Below are 16,750 nucleotides of genomic sequence, written 5' to 3'. Positions count from 1 at the left end.
GCGCAGGCCGCGCCAGAAGTGGGAGGGGGGGCGGACCCCACGGACAACGCGGGTTCGCGGACGTTCGCGGCGCAGCCGGACATCGCCGCGGTGCTCGCGTACTGGACGCCGGAGCGCATGGCGGCGGCCGTTCCGGTGGACGCGCCGGCGACGTCGGGGAAGGCGCCCATCAGCCTGCGGCGGACGCCGGAGGACAAGGCGTGGGGCCAGGTGGACGGCGCGGAGCCCCGGGGCGGCGTGCCCATGGGGGCGGCGGACATCCACTCCATGAGTGGCCGGGTCTTCTTCACGAGCGACCAGGGCGGGAACTTCTCCTGTTCCGGCAGCACGGTGAACAGCAATGGCAAGCGGGTGGTCTTCACCGCGGGCCACTGCGTGCACGGCGGTGGAGCGGGGCGCGGCTGGCATTACAACTGGGTCTTCGTGCCGGCGTACCACGCGGGCTCGCCGTACGGCGTGTGGACGTCGTACCAGCTGTGGACGAAGACCGGGTGGATCAACAACGCGGACCGCGCCTATGACGTGGCGGCGGCGGTGATGAACCCGCTCAACGGCGTGCGCATCGTGGACGCGGTGGGCGGCCAGGGCATCAAGTGGGGCATCGGGTACGGGCAGAACATCTACCAGTTCGGCTACCCGGCGGATCCGCCCTACAACGGCTCGCAGCTCTACTACTGCGCGGGCACCACCTGGAACGAGAGCGGCTTCCCCACCATCAGCTGCTCCATGACGGGCGGCGCCAGCGGCGGTCCGTGGCTGGAGAGCTATGGGCAGACGTTCTGGGCGTACCTGTACTCGGTCAACAGCTGGCAGTTCTGGAACCCGGATCCGACCCACGTCTACAAGTGGCAGGGCCCGTACTTCAGCTATGACACGGCGGGCAGCCTGTACGACCTCGTGAAGGACATGTAGCGGTGTCTCCTGGAGGGAGCGGCGGGCGTCCGCTCCCTCCGGGCCGCCGCGTCAGCGCGTCAGGTGCTTCAGGGTGAGGTAGACGAACTCCGCGCCGGGCTGGAGCGACGCCACCGGGACGCGCTCGTTGGGCGCGTGCGCGGTGCGTGCGTCGTCCGGAGTCAGCGCGAACAGGTCGATGCCATAGGCGTGGATGCCCGCGCGGCGCAGCGTTGCGGACTCGGTGGTGCCGGTGGACATGCGCGGCAGCACGGGCGCCTTTGGCCACACCTTCGCCGCGGCGGCCTTCACCGCGCGGAACATGGCGTTGTCCCCCACGGGTGACATGGGCGAGTCCGGCGGCGACACGTCCATCTCCACCTGGATGTCCGGGTCATTCACGGCCGCGACGATGCGTTCGCGCACGGCCTTCGCGTCCGCGTCCGGAAGCAGGCGGCAGTTCACGGTGGCCTCGGCGGTCGCGGGAATCACGTTGGACTTCGTGCCCGCCTTGAACACCGTGGGCACGCAGGTGGTCCGCAGCACGGCGCCCAGCGCGGGCTCCAGCCGCGCCACGGTGGCCACCGCGTCCTCGGGCGGTGCGTCCGGCGCGGCGGCGATGCGGCGCAGCGCTTCTCCCAGCTCGCCGGGGGTCGACGGCGCTCGGCCCAGCACGTGGAGCCGGGCGGCGGGCGTCAGGTGCGCGGGGAAGGTGAGGGCACCCACGCGCGCCACCGCCGCGGCCACCCGCACCAGGGGGCCCGCGTCCACGGGCGGCGCGGAGGAGTGGCCTCCCGGGCCGGTGGCCTTGAGCGTCACGTTGCGGGACACACGCTCCGCGGCCTGGAGCGCCACGAAGCGCACCTCGTCGCGGTCCGGTGACAGCTCCGTGAGGCCGCCCTCGTTGAGCGCGAGCTCCGCCTCCTTCAGCTCCGGGCGGTGCTCCATCATCCAGTCCAGTCCCTGGCCCGAGCCCACCTCCTCGTCCGCGCCCAGGTACAGCAGGATGTCGCGCGAGCGCGTGCCGCCCTCCTGCTTCAGCCGGCGCAGCGCGAGGATGCTCGCCGCCGCCATGCCCTTGTTGTCCTGCACGCCGCGTCCGTAGAGCAGGCCGTCCTTCTCCGTGAGCGTCCATGGGTCGGTGGCCCACTCGGCCTTCACGGCCGGCACGGTGTCCAGGTGCGCGAGCACGAGCACCGGCCTGCCCTTGCCGTTGCCCTTCAAGCGCACCAGCAGGTTGCCGCGCCCGGGCGAGGGCTCGATGAGCTCCGATTCGATGCCCGCCTCGCGCAGCCACTTCGCCGCCACCCGCGCCGCGGCCGTTTCGTTGCCGGGCGGGTTGGAGGTGTCCGCGGCGACGAGCTCCGCGAGCAGCGTCCGCAGCTCGTCCTTCGGCGCGGGACGCGATGACGCGGCGTGGCTTGGACCCAGCGCGAACAACACAGCGAGAAGGGGCAGGAGACGCATGGCGCGGAGGCTCGCGCCTTGGGCCCTGGAAGGCAACGGAAGCGGCGTTTGCAAGGAGTGCCGTGTTAAGGGAGGAGCCCTGGAGGGAGTCCGCCCATGGCCTCGCCGTTGAGCTTTCGCACCGTGGAACTGCCGCTGCGTCACGCCTGGACCATTGCCCGGGGCACGAGCACGGTGAAGCGCAACGTGTTCGTGGAGGTGCGCGCGGAAGGGCACGTGGGTTACGGCGAGGCCGCGCCCAACGTGCGCTACGGCGAGTCGTGGGAGACGGTGGAGGCAGCGCTCCACAAGTTGGCCCCGGTGCTGGAGGGCCGCGACCTGCGCCACTTCCGCGACGTGTCCGAGGCCGTGGACGCGGCGCTGCCGGACAACCCCGCGGCGAAGGCGGCGGTGGACCTGGCGCTGCATGACTGGGCGGGCAAGGTGATGGGCGTGCCGCTGTACCGGATGCTGGGCGTGGACCCCACGCGGCAGCCGGTGACGTCCATGTCCATTGGCATCGACGTGCCGGAGACGCTGGCGGTGAAGGTGCGCGAGGCGGCGGACTTCCCGGTGCTGAAGGTGAAGCTGGGCGCGGACCGCGTGCAGGAGGTGTTCGGCACGGTGCGGGCGCTGACGGCGCAGACCATCCGCGTGGATGCGAACGAGGCGTGGAAGCCGGACGAGGCCCTGGCGCACATCCAGTGGTTGTCCACGCAGGGCGTGGAGCTGGTGGAGCAGCCGCTGCCCGCGGCGGACGTGGAGGGCGCGAAGTGGCTGCGCGCGCGTTCGCCGCTGCCGCTGGTGGCGGACGAGTCGCTGACCAAGGCGTCGGACGTGCCGAAGCTGGCGGGGGGGTTCCACGGCATCAACGTGAAGCTCCAGAAGAGCGGCGGCATCCGCGAGGCGCTGCGCATCATCGAGACGGCGCGCGCGTGCGGCCTGAAGGTGATGCTGGGTTGCATGGTGGAGACGGGGCTGGGCATCGCGGCGGGCGCGCACCTGGCGCCGCTGGTGGACTGGGTGGACCTGGATGGGAACCTGCTGCTCGCGGAGGATCCGTACCGCGCGCACCCGGTGGTGCAGGGCCGCATCCAGCTGGGAGCGGGCGCGGGTCTGGGCGTGGAGCCCCGGTGACGCCACCGCTGATCCAGGATCCGATGGCGGTGCTCGCCGTGCTGCTCGCGGTGCTGGCGGGGCTGTATGCGTTGCAGCGCTACCCGGCGGTGGAGCGGTTCTTCAACGTCGTGCCGCTGCTGGTGTTCGCGTACTTCGTGCCGACGCTCTTGTCGAACACGGGCGTCATCCCCACGCAGTCGGAGCTGTATCGCTTCACGCGCGTGTACCTGCTGCCCGCGAGCCTGGTGTTGCTGGTGCTGTCGGTGGACCTGCCCGCCATCGTGAGGCTGGGGCGCAACGCGGTGGGCGTGTTCCTGGCGGGCTCGCTGGGCATCATGGTGGGCGGGCCGCTCGCGTATCTGGCGTTGGGGTGGCTGGTGCCGGCGGAGCTGGGGGACCAGGCGTGGAAGGGATTGGCGGCGCTCAGCGGGTCGTGGATTGGCGGCAGCGCGAACTTCGTGGCGATTGGCCAGAGCGTGGGCGCGCTGGACAGCACGCTGAGCATGCTGGTGGTGGTGGACGTGGGCGTGTCCAACGTGTGGACGGCGGTGCTGCTGTCCTTCGCCGGGCGTGAGAAGGCGATGGATGCGAGCATCGGCGCGGACCGGACGGCGCTGGACCGGGTGCGTGAGGAGTCCGCGCGGCTTCAGGCGGCGTCCGCCCGGCCCGCGAGCCTGTCCGACCTGCTGTCGATGCTGGCGGTGGCGTTCGGCGTGACGGTGGCGTGCACGGCGCTGGCGAAGCAGCTGCCGGACCTGGGCAACGTGGTGACGGGCTTCACGTGGGTGGTGTTGCTGGTGACGACGGTGGGCGTGGTGCTGTCGTTCACGCCGGTGCGCAGGCTGGAGGGCGCGGGGGCGAGCCGCATGGGCTCGCTGTTCCTGTACCTGCTGGTGGCGACGATTGGCGCGCAGGCGGAGTTCCGGCGGTTGTGGGACGCGCCCGCGCTGGTGGCGGTGGGGGCAGTGTGGATGTGCATCCACGCGGCGGTGACGATGGGCGCGCGGCGGTGGCTGAAGGCGCCGGTGTTCTTCGCGGCCGTGGGTTCGCAGGCGAACGTGGGAGGCACGGCCTCCGCGTCCGTGGTGGCGGCGGCGTTCCATCCCGCGCTCGCGCCGGTGGGCGTGCTGCTCGCGGTGCTGGGGTACGTGCTGGGGACGTACTGCGGGCTGGTGACGGCGCTGATGCTGGAGCAGGTGTACCGGCTGATTCACTGAGGCACGGAGGCGCGGATGCGAGCGGTGTGGTTCTGGGCGGGACTGCTGGCGATGAGCGGTTGCGCGACGACGCAGGACGCAGCCGTGCCCCGGGAGTCCTTGGCGGCCGTGGTGGAATCGCTGGCGCGGGAGGCGGCGCGGCTGTCGCCCGGGACGGACCTGTCGCTGGCGGTGGTGGACCTGCGCACGGGCGAGTCCGCGAGCGTCTCCGGCACGGAGCCGCACATCTCCGCCAGCTCCGCGAAGGTGTTCTGGGTGGCGGCGGCGCTGGGACAGCGGAACATGGCGACGGTGACGCCGCTCGCGGAGAAGGTGTTCCGCACGTCGGACAACGAGGCCTCCGGCGAGGTCATCGACCTGGTGGGCGGACCGGATGCCATCAATGTCTATCTCCAGGGCTTGGGGCTGAAGCACACGGCGCTGACGAAGTGGAACTACGGCCGGGAGCGCTGGGCGACGAACTCCCCTCGCGTGATGGGCAGGGACAACTACTTCTGCGCGGACGACATGGTGTCGTTCCTGGCGCGGTTGGACCGGCGGGAGTTGTTGGGGGCGGAGCCCACGGCGCAATTGCTGCGGTGGATGGAACTGACGCCTCGTGATGGCTGCGGAGGCTGGCTGGGAACGCGCCTGCCCGCGAGTGCCCGCGCGTCGCTCCAACACAAAGGCGGGTGGTTGCCTCCGGGCTGCTGTGGGGATGACGCGCGCTACAACGTGCTCAATGAAGTGGGGCTGGTGACGCTGCCGGACGGTGGGCGGTACGCGGTGGCCATCCTGGCCTCGCGTGGGCCGGATTGGCCGAGGCAGGCGTTCGTGGTGGAGCGCGCGTCGTGCGTGCTGTACCGGCACCTGGCGAAGGACATGTCGCTGGACTGCGGAGAGGCCCTGGCCCGGGCGGGTGGTCCTGCGCCCGTGGTGCTGGATCCCGGGGCGCCCGCGCCGAACTACGACTGCGAATAAGAAGGTGAGAACCCCGTTGGAGCGCCCCGCCGGAGGCGGGCCGCGAAAACCTGTCCGACAGTCGGACAGGTTCGGGCAACGGAAACCTGTCGGACAGGCGGGACCGCAGCGTGGAGACCTGTCGGACAGTCCGACAGGCTTGGGCAATGAAAACCTGTCCGACAGTCGGACAGGTTTGGACTGTGCCGGGCGGCCGGGGACGGTCTTGATGCCTGGAAGACTGGCACGCTCGCGGCGCGACCTTGCAGTACCAGCGAACTCATGAAGAACCCGCCACGGTGTACCGAAGAGGAATTGAAGGTCCTGGAGTCGCTGACCACGTACATGCGGACCTCGGTGTGGACGGGGCGCGGCTATCCCGTCGAGGTGTATCTGTACCGATGGCAGCAGACCGCGGAGACCGCCGGGGACTCCCGGGACGGCATTGATGACTTCATCTATGGGCTGACGAGCCGGGAAGCGCTGGAGGTCATCATGAAGAAGTGTCCCCAGCCTGCCGTGGACGTGTTGAAACGCCTGGTCGAGGAGGCCGACGAAAAGTTCCGGGCCGCGACGCGAGACGACGGTGGCCAGGCCCTGTCGAAGTTCTGGATACCCGCTGGTACGACCTGGTGGTACTCCCGCCGGCCTTTCACCGGGCCCCTCAGTACCTACCTGGACACGGGGAAGTACGGGACATAGCGCCGCGTACTCAGCATGGAGCGTGGAAGCAGGACTGATGCCTCCGGAGTGCGCGGCACTGCGATGTGAAGCCGAGCCGTTAATGCTGTCCGACGTGAGTCACGGGAGGTGTGGCCATGATGGATCCGCAGGCGTGGCGCAGGTTCGAGGAGCGGCTCGGGGTGGAGCATTCGATCATCCAGGCTCCGATGGCGGGCGGCCTCACGCCGCCGGAATTGGTCGCGGCGGTGTCGGAGGCAGGAGGGCTGGGCTCATTGGGAGCCGCGTACGTTCAGCCGGAGGACATCGTCCAGCAGGCCCGCGCGGTGCGCTCACTCACGTCGCGGCCCTACGCCATCAACCTCTTCGCGCCGCAGCCCGCGGTGGCTCTCGCGGACCCCGGACCCACGCTCGCCATCCTTGAGCGCTTCCATGCGGCGCTGGGGCTGCCTCCTCCCGTGATTCCGGCGGCCCCGATGCCGGACTTCGCGAGGCAGGTGGAGGCGGTGCTCGAAGCCGCGCCCACGGTGTTCAGCTTCACCTTCGGCATTCCGCCCGCGCCGGTGCTGGAGACGTTCCGGTCGCGCGGCATCCTCGTCGTGGGCACGGCGACGAACGTGCGCGAGGCCCAGGCGCTGGAGGCCGCGGGCGTGGATGCGATTGTCGCGCAGGGCTCGGAAGCCGGCGGACATCGGGGCTCCTTCGGCGGGTCGTTCGAAGCGGGCATGGTGGGGACGATGGCGCTCGTGCCCCAGATGGTGGACGCCGTGCGGGTGCCGGTCATCGCCAGCGGCGGCATCATGGACGGACGTGGCATCGCGGCGGCCCGGATGCTGGGCGCGGCGGCCGTGCAGTTGGGAACGGCGTTCCTGCGGTGCCAGGAGTCCAGCGCGGCGGCGGCCCACAAGGCGCTGCTGCGCGAGGCCCGGGATGAGTCGTCACGCATCACACGTGCGTTCTCCGGCCGCCCGGCCCGGGCGATTCCGAACGAACTCACGACCACGCTGGAGGCGGCCGGGGCCATCCTTCCGTTTCCGCAGCAGCACGGGGCCACGCGCACGCTGAGGGCGGCGTCGTCGAAGCAGAACGACACGCGCTACATGGCCCTGTGGGCGGGGCAGGGCATCGGGCTGTCGCGAGAGGGCCCCGCGGCGGACCTGGTGCGGGCCCTGGTGGCGGAGACCGCAGCCGCGCTGTCCGCCGTGCGCGGCTGACTCAGGACGTCGAGGGCGGGCCCATGCTCCGGCCCGCGATGCGCTGGCGCAGCGCCACGAAGTACATGCTGCAGAAGGTGGCCACGAGGACCGCGGCTTCATCCCAGTAGTCCAGCGGGTCCTCGTTCTCATCCAGCAGCGACAGGCTGAGCAGGCACAGCACGACGTGGACGGCGAACACGGGCAGCGACGCCTGACCCAGCGCCTCCAGTACCTTGGGGCGCAGCCAGCGGAACAGACGGGGTGCGAGCCAGCTCGCGAGCAGGGCCACGGCCAGGAAGTTCACGAGCCGCAGCGGCGCGAGTGACCACTTGTCGAACAGCACCGCCGCGTCGCCCAGGTCCACGTCCAGGTGGCGCACGACGAAGAACCCCAGGCTGACGACGATGGCGCCCGTGAGGCGCCGGCGGGATACGGGCTGGCGTTGTTCCGGCGCTGTGGCGCGGGCGACGCCCATCCACACGCCGAGCACCCAGAGGAACTGCCACGCGAACAGGTCGAAGGCGCCCGACAGGTCGATGCTCAACGGCGGCCACGGCAACACGGGATTGGCGACGAGCACGTCATACAGGGCGCGCTTGAGGCCCACCTGCGCCCAGACCCAGATGAGGGCACTCAAGCCCAGCACCCGGGACCAGCCCTCCTTGCGCGCACCCAGCAGCACGGCGGGGGTGATCAACAGGAGCACGACATAGAGCGGGAGGATGTCGAGCAGCGGGGGACAGTAGAGGAGGATCAGGCTGCTCCACAGGGCGGTGAACGGGTCCTGATGGAAGAAGCCAATCAGGTTGTGGATGGCGGGCCTGCGCGCGGCGACGCCCAGCGTGGCGATGATGGTGAACGCGAAGCCGAGCAGGGCGACGTGGTAGCCGTACACCTTGAGGGCGCGGCTCCAGAGGCTCTTGAACATCGCGGCCGTGCCCGGCTTCTTCGCGTGCACCACGCCCACGAGGAACGCGGAGAGGAACACGAAGCCCTCGGCGGCGGACACGAAGCCGAACGGCTGATTGCCAATGACACTCAGCCGGGTGGGCAGGTGCGTCAGCGTCATCAGGACGAGCAGCACTCCGCGCAGGCTGTCGAACTCAGGGCGGCGTTTCATGGCGGGTAGACTCCCTCCACCCATGCCACAGCCCCACGTCCCGGGTAAACCTCTCCGCCAGCTCGGATCCAGTGTCACTGTCCGGGTGACGTACGCAGCCGTCATCGTGTGGATGCTGCTCGTGGGGACGGGCTGCGTGGCCTCGCGGAGCGTGCGGCTCAGCACGGGACGAGGACCCACCCGCGTCCACACGCCGCAACGAGACGTCCGGCCCGTGGCGCTGGACGAAGACGAATTCAAGGACGCGGTCGCGGGCCTCGCACGCACCGCGCCTGTTTCCGCGCACCCCATGGAGGCGGCCCGCGGGCTGCTGGCGGCTCCCCATGCATCACGTCCCTACGCCCACGTGCGTGGACACCTGGGGCTCATCTCCGTGCAGGAGCCAGGGCGCGCGCACCTGAGTCTCAAAGATGCTCCGGATGTGGAGTTGGCGGCGGCCTATGGCCGGTGGTGCCAGCGCAAGGCGCTCTCCGGGGATTGCCTCCACCTCCTGGAGCGTGGGTCCACGCTGGACGCGGACGGCAAGCGCACGTTGGCCTTCTCCATCGCGTTGGATTCGGTGTGGGACGAGACGGAGGACGCGCTGCGGGGCATGACGGATCGCGAGGCGGTGCTCTCCATGATCGTCACGACCAGTGCCTTGTATCTGGGCCTGTGGCTGTTGCCGGAGCCGGTGTCCAAGGGCGTCGCGGCGACCCTGACAGCGGTGCTCATCGCCTACCTGGGCGTCGACACGGTGTGGAGCCTCATCCATGGATGGATGCGGCTCGCGGATGCGGTGGCGGTGGCCACGACCTTCGACGAGCTCCGGGATGCGGGGGAGCAGTACGGCGAGGTGATGGGAGAGAACGCCGCGCGGGCCTTCGTCATGCTGGCCACGGCGGCACTGGGCAGCACGGCGGAGGCGCTGGCTGCGAAGGTGCCCACGCTGCCCGGTTCGGCGCAGGCGTCACTCGTGGGCGCGGCGCAGGGTGGCTTCCAACTGGGCGCGGTCGCGCAGGTGGAGTCCGTCGCCGTGTCGACGACGGGGGATGTCCTGATCAGCCTGGCACCGGGCGCGGTGGCGACAGGCGGGCCCGTGGAGGTGGTTGGACCCAGGCATCACATCGCGTCCGACAAGTTCAGCACGTCCACCGCGAACGGAGGCCCGTGGACGCCGCGCTACCAGAAGATTTTCAGGCGAGCAGGGATGTCCTTGGATGACCCTGCGAATCAGGTCGATGTGCCTGGCCACCGAGGTCCGCATCCTCGCGAGTACCACGAGCGGGTCCATGGGGCGCTTGAACTGGCGACGGAGAGCTGCGAAACCATCGCGCAGTGTAGGGAGTCGCTGACGCGTACACTGCGTGTCCTGGCGGATGAAATCCTCCAGAAGGGGAGCCTGCTCAACAAGCTGGTGACTCGCACGGAGTGAGTTCAGGAGTTCGACCCATGTCTTCGCGATACTTCGACCTCAGCGACGACGTGTACCTGGAAGGACGTTGGGAACTGGGGCATCCACAAGATGCCCAGGGCATCGAGCTCAGCAACCCGTGGCAGTTCCGGATAGGAAAGCCGAGTCCCTGGGCTGAGCGTGTTCGCATTCCCATCGATATTCCAGGTGCCGCGCTCGACTACTCCCACGCAGCGTTCAGCACTCCGGTTGTCACCTCACGGGTGGCCGCCATCTTCGAGCGCCTTGCCCCGAACGATGTGCAGCTCTTCCCCGTGGACATCGAAGGGCAACCCGACGACTTCTTCATCCTGAATGCCATTCGCCGCGTGAACTGCGTCGATGACAAGGCTTCCGAGCAGGTGCGCTATTGGACGCCCAAGGACGGGCTCGCGGAAAAGGTAGGGACCTACGTCTTCGTCTGGGGCATGCACATCGACGCCACACGGCTCGGCAGCGCGAGGGTCTTCCGCCCCCTGCACTGGGAAGTGGCCCTCGTCATCCCCGAGGACATCAAGCTCGCGCTGGAAGAAATCGGCGCCACGGGCGTGTGGTTCCAGGACGTGTCCCCGGTCCGCTGATTCCGCGCCTGCGTGCGTCACGGCGGTTGTCCGCCAGGCCGCCTGTTTCCCCAGCGTCGGTTGCAATCAGGGATGGCGCGGCTACATTCAGCACTTCATCGCAGCCGCAGCCCCCGGGTCCCTCGTCAGATGACGGTTTCGCTCACAGCCTGCATGCAGCGTGCTCCGCGCCGGATTTCCGTGCGCCGGATGCTGCCCGCGCACGGCCGAGCCACCGCCTGGCTTGTCACCCACGCCGCCCGTCTCGCGTAGCTCACGACGGACGGCGTCCGCTCCACCCCCACTGAAGCCCGCGCCACGCACGCCCGCCTGCCGGGAATGCGTTTCGCCGCCATTCCTTTCCCATGCAGGAGGCATCCCCCATGACCCTGACCCACGACCATCCCCTCATCGTCACCGACACCGACCTCCAGCGCCTGGAGCGCGTCGTCGAACAGTACGGCACCGCTCGCAACGCGGAGCTCGTGGAGCAACTGGAGTCCGAGCTCGCCCGCGCCGTCGTCACGTCCCCCACCGCCATCCCTCGCGACGTCGTCACCATGAACAGCACCGTCGTCTTCGAGGACGAAGAGGCCGGCGAGACGCGCGAGGTCACCCTCGTCTATCCCAAGGACGCCAACAGCGACTCGGGCCGCATCTCCGTCCTCGCCCCCGTGGGCAGCGCCCTCATCGGCCTGTCCGTGGGCCAGACCGTGGAGTGGCCCCTCCCCAATGGCCGCACCCGTCGCCTGCGCATCGTCGCCGTGCCCTACCAACCGGAAGCCGCTGGCCACTTCCACCTGTAGGCCCGCGTCCTTCCTTGACGCGTCAGCGCCGTGTCCGCGTCCCGCGCTGACGCGTCAGCCGCCAAGGCCCGGGGGCGGCCTGGCTCGCATCCCCGCGCCATTGCTCACAGTCGTCGTTCCAACACATCCTGGCCTCTCGCGTGCAACCGTCCGCGTGCCCCTCGCCTTGCGATGGGTCGCGGGCGTCCATCAAGCCCGCGTGTGGATGTGGAGGAACGCTTGTTCGCACGACGGCATCACCTTGGGTTCGGAGGACTGGCCGTCCTCTGCGCCTTCAGCGCCCAGGCCCAGAGCGCCATTCCGGGCATCGAACTGGAGCGCCTGCAGCTCAACCCCGGCATGCGCGACAGCCTCGTGCTGTCCACCGGTGACCTGCTCCCCGCGGGCCAGTTCCGCATCGGGCTGACCGCGCACTACGAGAACCGGCCCCTCGTCCTCGTGGAGGACGACACCCGGCAGGCCGACATCATCTCCAACCGCGTGACGGCGCACATCAGCGCCGCGTACGCCTTCACGAACTGGTTGGAGGTTGGCGCCCAGGTGCCCATCGTCGCCCAGTGGGGCCCGGAGACCGCCGGAGTCGGCGTGTCCCGTCCCACCACGAGCGCGCTCGGCACCCCGTGGCTCCAGGCCCGCCTGGGCTTCCTCTCCGAGAACCGGGGCGGACCGCTCGACCTGGCCCTGCACCTGAGCGCGGCCCTGCCCCTGGGCAGCAAGGCCGCCCTCACCCGTGACGAGGGCTTCACCTTCTCCCCGCGCCTGGGCGCCGGCAAGCAGCTGGGCGGCACCTTCCGCGTGGGCGCGGACGTCGGCGCGCTCGTGCGCACGAAGACGTACGCGCTGACGCCGCAGACACAGCCCTACCTCGACGAGATGGGCGTGGAGCTGAACGGCGGCGTCAACCTGTCCGCCGGACTCTGGGGCCTGCGCGAGGAGATCCTCGTGCGCGGCACCGTCCCCACGCAGGACTCGCCCAGCTCGATGGAGGCCCTGCTGGGCCTGCGCGTCCCCACCGCCGACGGCACCGAGGTGTACGTCATGGGCGGCCCGGGCTTTGGCCAGACGCCCGGCACGCCGCGCTTCCGCGTGCTCGCCGGTGTGTCCTTCGGTACGCCCCCCGCGCCCAAGGGCCCCGTCTGTATCGCGGGCCAGCCCCACGTGGCCGCCGAGTGTCCCGACCTGGATGCCGACGGCGACGGCGTGAAGAACCGCGACGACCAGTGCCCCACGACGGCCGGCCTGGCGCAGCTCCAGGGCTGCCCGGACAAGGACGACGACCAGGACGGCATCCCCAACCTGGCGGACAAGTGCCCCACGCAGGCGGAGAACAAGAACGGCTTCCAGGACGAGGACGGCTGCCCGGACGACCCCGACTCCGACGGGGACGGCATCGTGGACTCCAAGGACCAGTGCCCGAAGGAGCCGGAGACGTTCAACCGCTACAAGGACCGGGATGGCTGCCCGGACGTGGAGCCCGACCGCGACGGTGACGGCATCGTGGACCGCCTGGACGCCTGCCCCGACGAGCCGGGCACCGAGGCCGACGGCGGCTGCAAGCAGGCGCCCATCGCGCGCATCGACTCCGGGAGCATCCGCATCCTCGAGGCGGTCTTCTTCGAGAACAACCAGGCCGTCATCCAGAAGCGCAGCAACGCGGTGCTCGACAAGGTCGCGGCCATCCTCGTGTCCCATCCGGACATCGAGAAGGTGCGCGTGGAAGGCCACACCGACGATACCGGCAAGGCCGCGTACAACCTGGACCTGTCCCAGCGGCGCGCCGAGGCGGTGGTGGACTACCTGGTGAGCAAGGGCGTGCAGCGCGAGCGGTTGGAGGCGAAGGGCTTCGGGCCCACGCAGCCCATCGCGGACAACACGAAGGCGGACGGCCGCGCGAAGAACCGCCGCGTCGAGTTCAAGATCGTCGGAGAGGCCGAAGGCGTGCAGACGGCGCCGGCCTCCTCCTCTTCCCCCGACACCTCTCCGAAGTAAGGCAGACCCTTCATGTTCATGACCCAGATGCATTCCTTCTTCCGGGGAGATTCACCCCGCATGGCCCTGCGCGCGGGCTTCCACGCGCTGGCCTTGTGTTCGCTGTTCCTCCTCGCCGGTTGCGAGTCGGCTCCCTCCGCCTCCGAGCCCGTCCTCACGAGCCAGTCCTCGGCGCTCGTGGGCGACGGCCGGCTCCAGCCCGGTGAGCAGTGCGACGACGGCAACACCGTGAGCGGCGATGGCTGTTCGGCCACCGGCACCGTGGAGGCGGGCTACCTGTGCAACGTGCCCGGCAACGCGTGCTCGCTGGCGAGCCTTTGCGGCAACAACGTCACCAACTCCGGCGAGCTGTGCGACGACGGCGACACGGCCAGCGGCGGCAACGGCTGTTCGGCCACGTGTGACCTGTCGCTGTGTGGCAACGGCGCGTTCGACAACCGCCAGTACCCGTCCTTCGCGCAGGAGGTCTGCGACGACGGCAACCGCTTCGAGGGCGACGGGTGCAGCCGGCAGTGCGAGGTGGAGCCCGGCTTCGCCTGCGCGGGCAGCCCCAGCCGCTGCGTGAGGGCGGGCGTGGCGGTGTTCAACACCGGCGTGGACGCGCAGAACCGCCGCCTGCCCACGGGCGGGGTGGATCCGCACTGGTTCTACTCGGGCACCACCACCGGCGCGGACACCGGCGTGCGCAACGCCAATGACTGGCCGCTGGAGATGCAGACCGCGCGCTTCATGGCGCCCAAGGGCGCGCAGACGTGCGTCTACCAGGACTTCCTCATCCCCTCGACGACGAACGTCGCGCAGTTCCGCCTGCGCCTGGCCACCTTCAATGACAACCAGTTCGACAGCGCGAAGGTGAACGGCACGACGGTCTCCCCCGTCACCGTCAGCGAGCCTCCGGGCCAGCCCTGGCAGAAGAACATCTTCCGCGAGTTCGGCACCTCCTCGCCCTGGCACGCGGGCATCAACCGCATCGAGCTGTGCAACGAGAACGCCGCCAGCCCGCCGAACGCCTTCCGCTACCTCTTCGTGGACGCCTACGACGACCGCTGCGGTGACGGCGCCATCTCCCCGCGCGAGGAGTGCGACGACGGCAACGCCGCCAACGGCGACGGTTGCAGCGCCACCTGCGGCATCGAGCCCGGCTACGGCTGCGCCGGCGCGCCCAGCACCTGCGCCCAGACGTGCGGCAACGGCAACCTGAACCCCGGCGAGCAGTGCGACGACGGCAACACCACCGCGAACGACGGCTGCAACGCCAGCTGCCGCGTGGAAGACGGCTACGCCTGCCCCACGCCGGGCCAGGCCTGCGCGGCCACCTGCGGCAACGGGGCCATCAACCCGGGCGAGCAGTGCGACGACGGCAACGCGTTCAGCTCCGACGGCTGCTCCGCGGCGTGCCGCATCGAGACGGGCTACACCTGCAACGGTGCTCCCTCCGTCTGCGCCCCGCTGTGCGGCAACGGCGTGCTGAACGCCGGCGAGCTGTGCGACGACGGCAACACCGCCCTGGGCGACGGCTGCTCCAATGCCTGCACCCTGGAGGCGGGCTATGCCTGCGCCACGCCGGGCCAGCCCTGCGCGCAGACGTGCGGCAACGGCACCGTGAACCCGGGCGAGCAGTGCGACGACGGCAACCTGACGTCCGGCGACGGCTGCGCCACCGAGTGCCGCGTGGAAGACGGCTACGCCTGCTCCGCGCCCGCCTCGGGCCCGTCCGTGTGCGTCCAGTCGTGCGGCAACGGGACGTTGGATGCGAATGAGACGTGCGATGACGGCGACACGCAGTCCGGCGACGGCTGCTCCAGCGGCTGCCGCGTGGAGACGGGCTACAGCTGCTCGGGCGCGCCCAGCACCTGCGTCACCCTCTGCGGCGACGGCATCACCGCGGGCGCCGAGGTGTGCGACGACGGGAATGCCACCAATGGCGACGGCTGCAACACCACCTGCACCGTGGAGCCGGGCTGGAGCTGCCCTGCCCCTGGCAACGTGTGCTTCAACACCTGCGGCAACGGCGTGGTGAACGCCGGTGAGCAGTGTGACGACGGCGACACCACCAGCGGCGACGGCTGCTCCGGCACCTGCGCCGTGGAGCCGGGCTACAGCTGCAACGGCTCGCCCAGCGTCTGCGGCACCACGTGCGGCGACGGCGTCCGCGCGGGCACCGAGGTGTGCGACGACGGCAACCTGGTGGGCGGTGACACCTGCTCGCCGCGCTGCCTGCTGGAGGTGGGCCAGACGTGCACCGCGTCCAACGTCTGCGAGGCGTACTGCGACCCGGTCAGCCAGAAGTGCGTGGCCCAGGACCCCGGCCCCGTGACGCCGGCCCCGGTCATCACCGGCCCCGCCGCGAACGCCACGGTGGGCACCGGCACGCCCCCCATCACGGGGACCAGTCAGCCCAACGCGCAGGTGACGGTGCGTGAGGGCACCACCGTGGTCTGCACCGCCACCGCCGACGCGAGCGGCAACTGGAGCTGCGTCCCCACGACGCCCCTGGCGGAGGGCCCGCACACCGTGACGGCCACGGCCCAGGCACCTGGGGGCATCACCAGCCTGCCGTCCACCGCCGTCCCCTTCGTCGTGGACACCCAGGTCCCGGCCCCGGTCATCACCGGGCCCGCGGCGAACGCCACGGTGACCACCGGCACGCCCGCCATCACCGGCACCGGCGAGCCCGGCACGCAGGTGACGGTGCGCGAGGGCACCACCGTGGTCTGCACCGCCACCGTGGACGCGAGCGGCAACTGGAGCTGCGTCCCCACGGCGCCGCTGCCGGCGGGTCCGCACACCGTGACGGCCACGGCCGAGTCGCCCGCGGGCGTCACCAGCCCCCCGTCCACCGCCGTCCCGTTCGTCGTGAGCACCCAGGTCCCCGACAACCAGGCCCCGGACACCTCCATCGTGAAGGGCCCGGCGCCCACCACCTCCAGCCGCACGGCGGACTTCGAGTACGCCTCCACGGAAGAGGGCTCCACGTTCGAGTGCAGCCTCGACGGCGGCGCCTGGGGGCCGTGCCAGGACACCTACACCGTCGGCAGCGGGGACCATGTCCTGCGCGTCCGCGCGGTGGACGACAGCGGCAACACGGATGAAACCCCGGCGCAGTACACCTGGACGGTGGAGAGCACGCGCGCCTTCGCGGGCGGCGGGTGCAGCACCGCGCCGGATGCCTCCTGGCTGGCCCTCCTGGGCCTGATGGGAGTGCCGGGGCTGCGCCGCCGTCAGCGCCGCGCCGCCGCATAGCGTCTCGCGGAGCCCGCCGGAGGGGCCGGCCTTCCCCCTTTCCGGGAGCGCCCCCTCGCTCCCTCCCATGGCGCCCTTCCGGCGGCGCTCCCGCGTTCCCCGGCCTTCCCC

The 16,750-nt window shown here is 70.5% G+C and carries 13 protein-coding genes; 11 read left to right on the top strand and 2 right to left on the bottom strand.

What is annotated here, in order from left to right; translation table 11 throughout:
* Positions 1 to 912 (top strand): trypsin-like serine peptidase (locus D7X32_RS45320; RefSeq protein WP_158625605.1); only part of this gene is annotated, 912 nt, incomplete at its 5' end.
* A gap of 51 nt (positions 913 to 963) precedes the next feature.
* Here the strand turns inward: D7X32_RS45320 and D7X32_RS03720 are convergent.
* Positions 964 to 2,358: a M20/M25/M40 family metallo-hydrolase gene (locus D7X32_RS03720; protein ID WP_120601102.1), complete on the bottom strand. Its 1,395-nt coding sequence runs from the start codon at positions 2,356 to 2,358 to the stop codon at positions 964 to 966.
* Positions 2,359 to 2,454: 96 nt separating this feature from the next.
* On the opposite strand from D7X32_RS03720, the gene D7X32_RS03715 reads away from it, so the two are divergent.
* The 5 genes from D7X32_RS03715 (at position 2,455) to D7X32_RS03695 (ending at position 7,507) form a co-directional block, all read left to right on the top strand.
* On the top strand, positions 2,455 to 3,474 hold the full coding sequence (locus D7X32_RS03715) for a dipeptide epimerase (RefSeq protein ID WP_120601101.1): 1,020 nt from the start codon (positions 2,455 to 2,457) through the stop codon (positions 3,472 to 3,474).
* Complete coding sequence (locus D7X32_RS03710) at positions 3,471 to 4,673, top strand: DUF819 family protein (protein ID WP_244238830.1); 1,203 nt, start codon at positions 3,471 to 3,473, stop codon at positions 4,671 to 4,673. The genes D7X32_RS03715 and D7X32_RS03710 overlap by 4 nt, the downstream gene beginning before the upstream one ends.
* 15 nt (positions 4,674 to 4,688) lie before the next feature.
* Positions 4,689 to 5,633, top strand: coding sequence for a serine hydrolase (locus D7X32_RS03705; protein ID WP_120601100.1), 945 nt, complete (start codon positions 4,689 to 4,691; stop codon positions 5,631 to 5,633).
* 261 nt (positions 5,634 to 5,894) lie between these two features.
* On the top strand, positions 5,895 to 6,314 hold the full coding sequence (locus D7X32_RS03700; protein WP_147450016.1) for a hypothetical protein: 420 nt from the start codon (positions 5,895 to 5,897) through the stop codon (positions 6,312 to 6,314).
* A 116-nt stretch (positions 6,315 to 6,430) separates the two neighbouring features.
* Positions 6,431 to 7,507 (top strand): NAD(P)H-dependent flavin oxidoreductase, encoded by a 1,077-nt coding sequence (locus tag D7X32_RS03695; protein ID WP_120601098.1) that lies wholly within the window; start codon positions 6,431 to 6,433, stop codon positions 7,505 to 7,507.
* Between the two features lies 1 nt (position 7,508).
* Here the strand turns inward: D7X32_RS03695 and D7X32_RS03690 are convergent, their stop codons facing one another.
* Positions 7,509 to 8,609 (bottom strand): OpgC family protein, encoded by a 1,101-nt coding sequence (locus D7X32_RS03690; protein ID WP_120601097.1) that lies wholly within the window; start codon positions 8,607 to 8,609, stop codon positions 7,509 to 7,511.
* Positions 8,610 to 8,721: 112 nt separating this feature from the next.
* On the opposite strand from D7X32_RS03690, the gene D7X32_RS03685 reads away from it, so the two are divergent.
* The 5 genes from D7X32_RS03685 (at position 8,722) to D7X32_RS03665 (ending at position 16,639) form a co-directional block, all read left to right on the top strand.
* Positions 8,722 to 10,023, top strand: a complete 1,302-nt coding sequence (locus D7X32_RS03685; protein ID WP_120601096.1) for an AHH domain-containing protein — start codon at positions 8,722 to 8,724, stop codon at positions 10,021 to 10,023.
* A 17-nt stretch (positions 10,024 to 10,040) separates the two neighbouring features.
* On the top strand, positions 10,041 to 10,622 hold the full coding sequence (locus tag D7X32_RS03680) for an imm11 family protein (RefSeq protein WP_120601095.1): 582 nt from the start codon (positions 10,041 to 10,043) through the stop codon (positions 10,620 to 10,622).
* 368 nt (positions 10,623 to 10,990) lie between these two features.
* Entirely contained in the window at positions 10,991 to 11,407 is a 417-nt protein-coding gene (gene rnk, locus D7X32_RS03675) for a nucleoside diphosphate kinase regulator (protein ID WP_171446740.1), read from the top strand.
* Between the two features lie 219 nt (positions 11,408 to 11,626).
* Entirely contained in the window at positions 11,627 to 13,396 is a 1,770-nt protein-coding gene (locus D7X32_RS47450) for an OmpA family protein (protein ID WP_120601093.1), read from the top strand.
* Positions 13,397 to 13,456: 60 nt separating this feature from the next.
* Positions 13,457 to 16,639 carry a DUF4215 domain-containing protein gene (locus tag D7X32_RS03665; protein WP_167506431.1) on the top strand — a complete coding sequence of 1,061 codons (3,183 nt, stop codon included), beginning with the start codon at positions 13,457 to 13,459 and terminating at the stop codon, positions 16,637 to 16,639.
* Positions 16,640 to 16,750 lie beyond the last annotated feature (111 nt).

The sequence above is a fragment of the Corallococcus carmarthensis genome (assembly GCF_003611695.1).
In the GTDB taxonomy this organism is placed as follows: domain Bacteria; phylum Myxococcota; class Myxococcia; order Myxococcales; family Myxococcaceae; genus Corallococcus; species Corallococcus carmarthensis.
Note: the sequence above shows the minus strand (reverse complement) of the source record. Positions and strands in the feature narration are given on the sequence as shown.

Excerpts from the sequence above, each read along its gene's own strand:
- D7X32_RS03720 (WP_120601102.1), bottom strand. The coding sequence starts at position 2,358 with ATGCGTCTCCTGCCCCTTCTCGCTGTGTTGTTCGCGCTGGGTCCAAGC.
- D7X32_RS03715 (WP_120601101.1), top strand. The coding sequence starts at position 2,455 with ATGGCCTCGCCGTTGAGCTTTCGCACCGTGGAACTGCCGCTGCGTCAC.
- D7X32_RS03705 (WP_120601100.1), top strand. The coding sequence starts at position 4,689 with ATGCGAGCGGTGTGGTTCTGGGCGGGACTGCTGGCGATGAGCGGTTGC.
- D7X32_RS03700 (WP_147450016.1), top strand. The coding sequence starts at position 5,895 with ATGAAGAACCCGCCACGGTGTACCGAAGAGGAATTGAAGGTCCTGGAG.
- D7X32_RS03695 (WP_120601098.1), top strand. The coding sequence starts at position 6,431 with ATGATGGATCCGCAGGCGTGGCGCAGGTTCGAGGAGCGGCTCGGGGTG.
- D7X32_RS03690 (WP_120601097.1), bottom strand. The coding sequence starts at position 8,609 with ATGAAACGCCGCCCTGAGTTCGACAGCCTGCGCGGAGTGCTGCTCGTC.
- D7X32_RS03685 (WP_120601096.1), top strand. The coding sequence starts at position 8,722 with ATGCTGCTCGTGGGGACGGGCTGCGTGGCCTCGCGGAGCGTGCGGCTC.
- D7X32_RS03680 (WP_120601095.1), top strand. The coding sequence starts at position 10,041 with ATGTCTTCGCGATACTTCGACCTCAGCGACGACGTGTACCTGGAAGGA.
- D7X32_RS03665 (WP_167506431.1), top strand. The coding sequence starts at position 13,457 with ATGGCCCTGCGCGCGGGCTTCCACGCGCTGGCCTTGTGTTCGCTGTTC.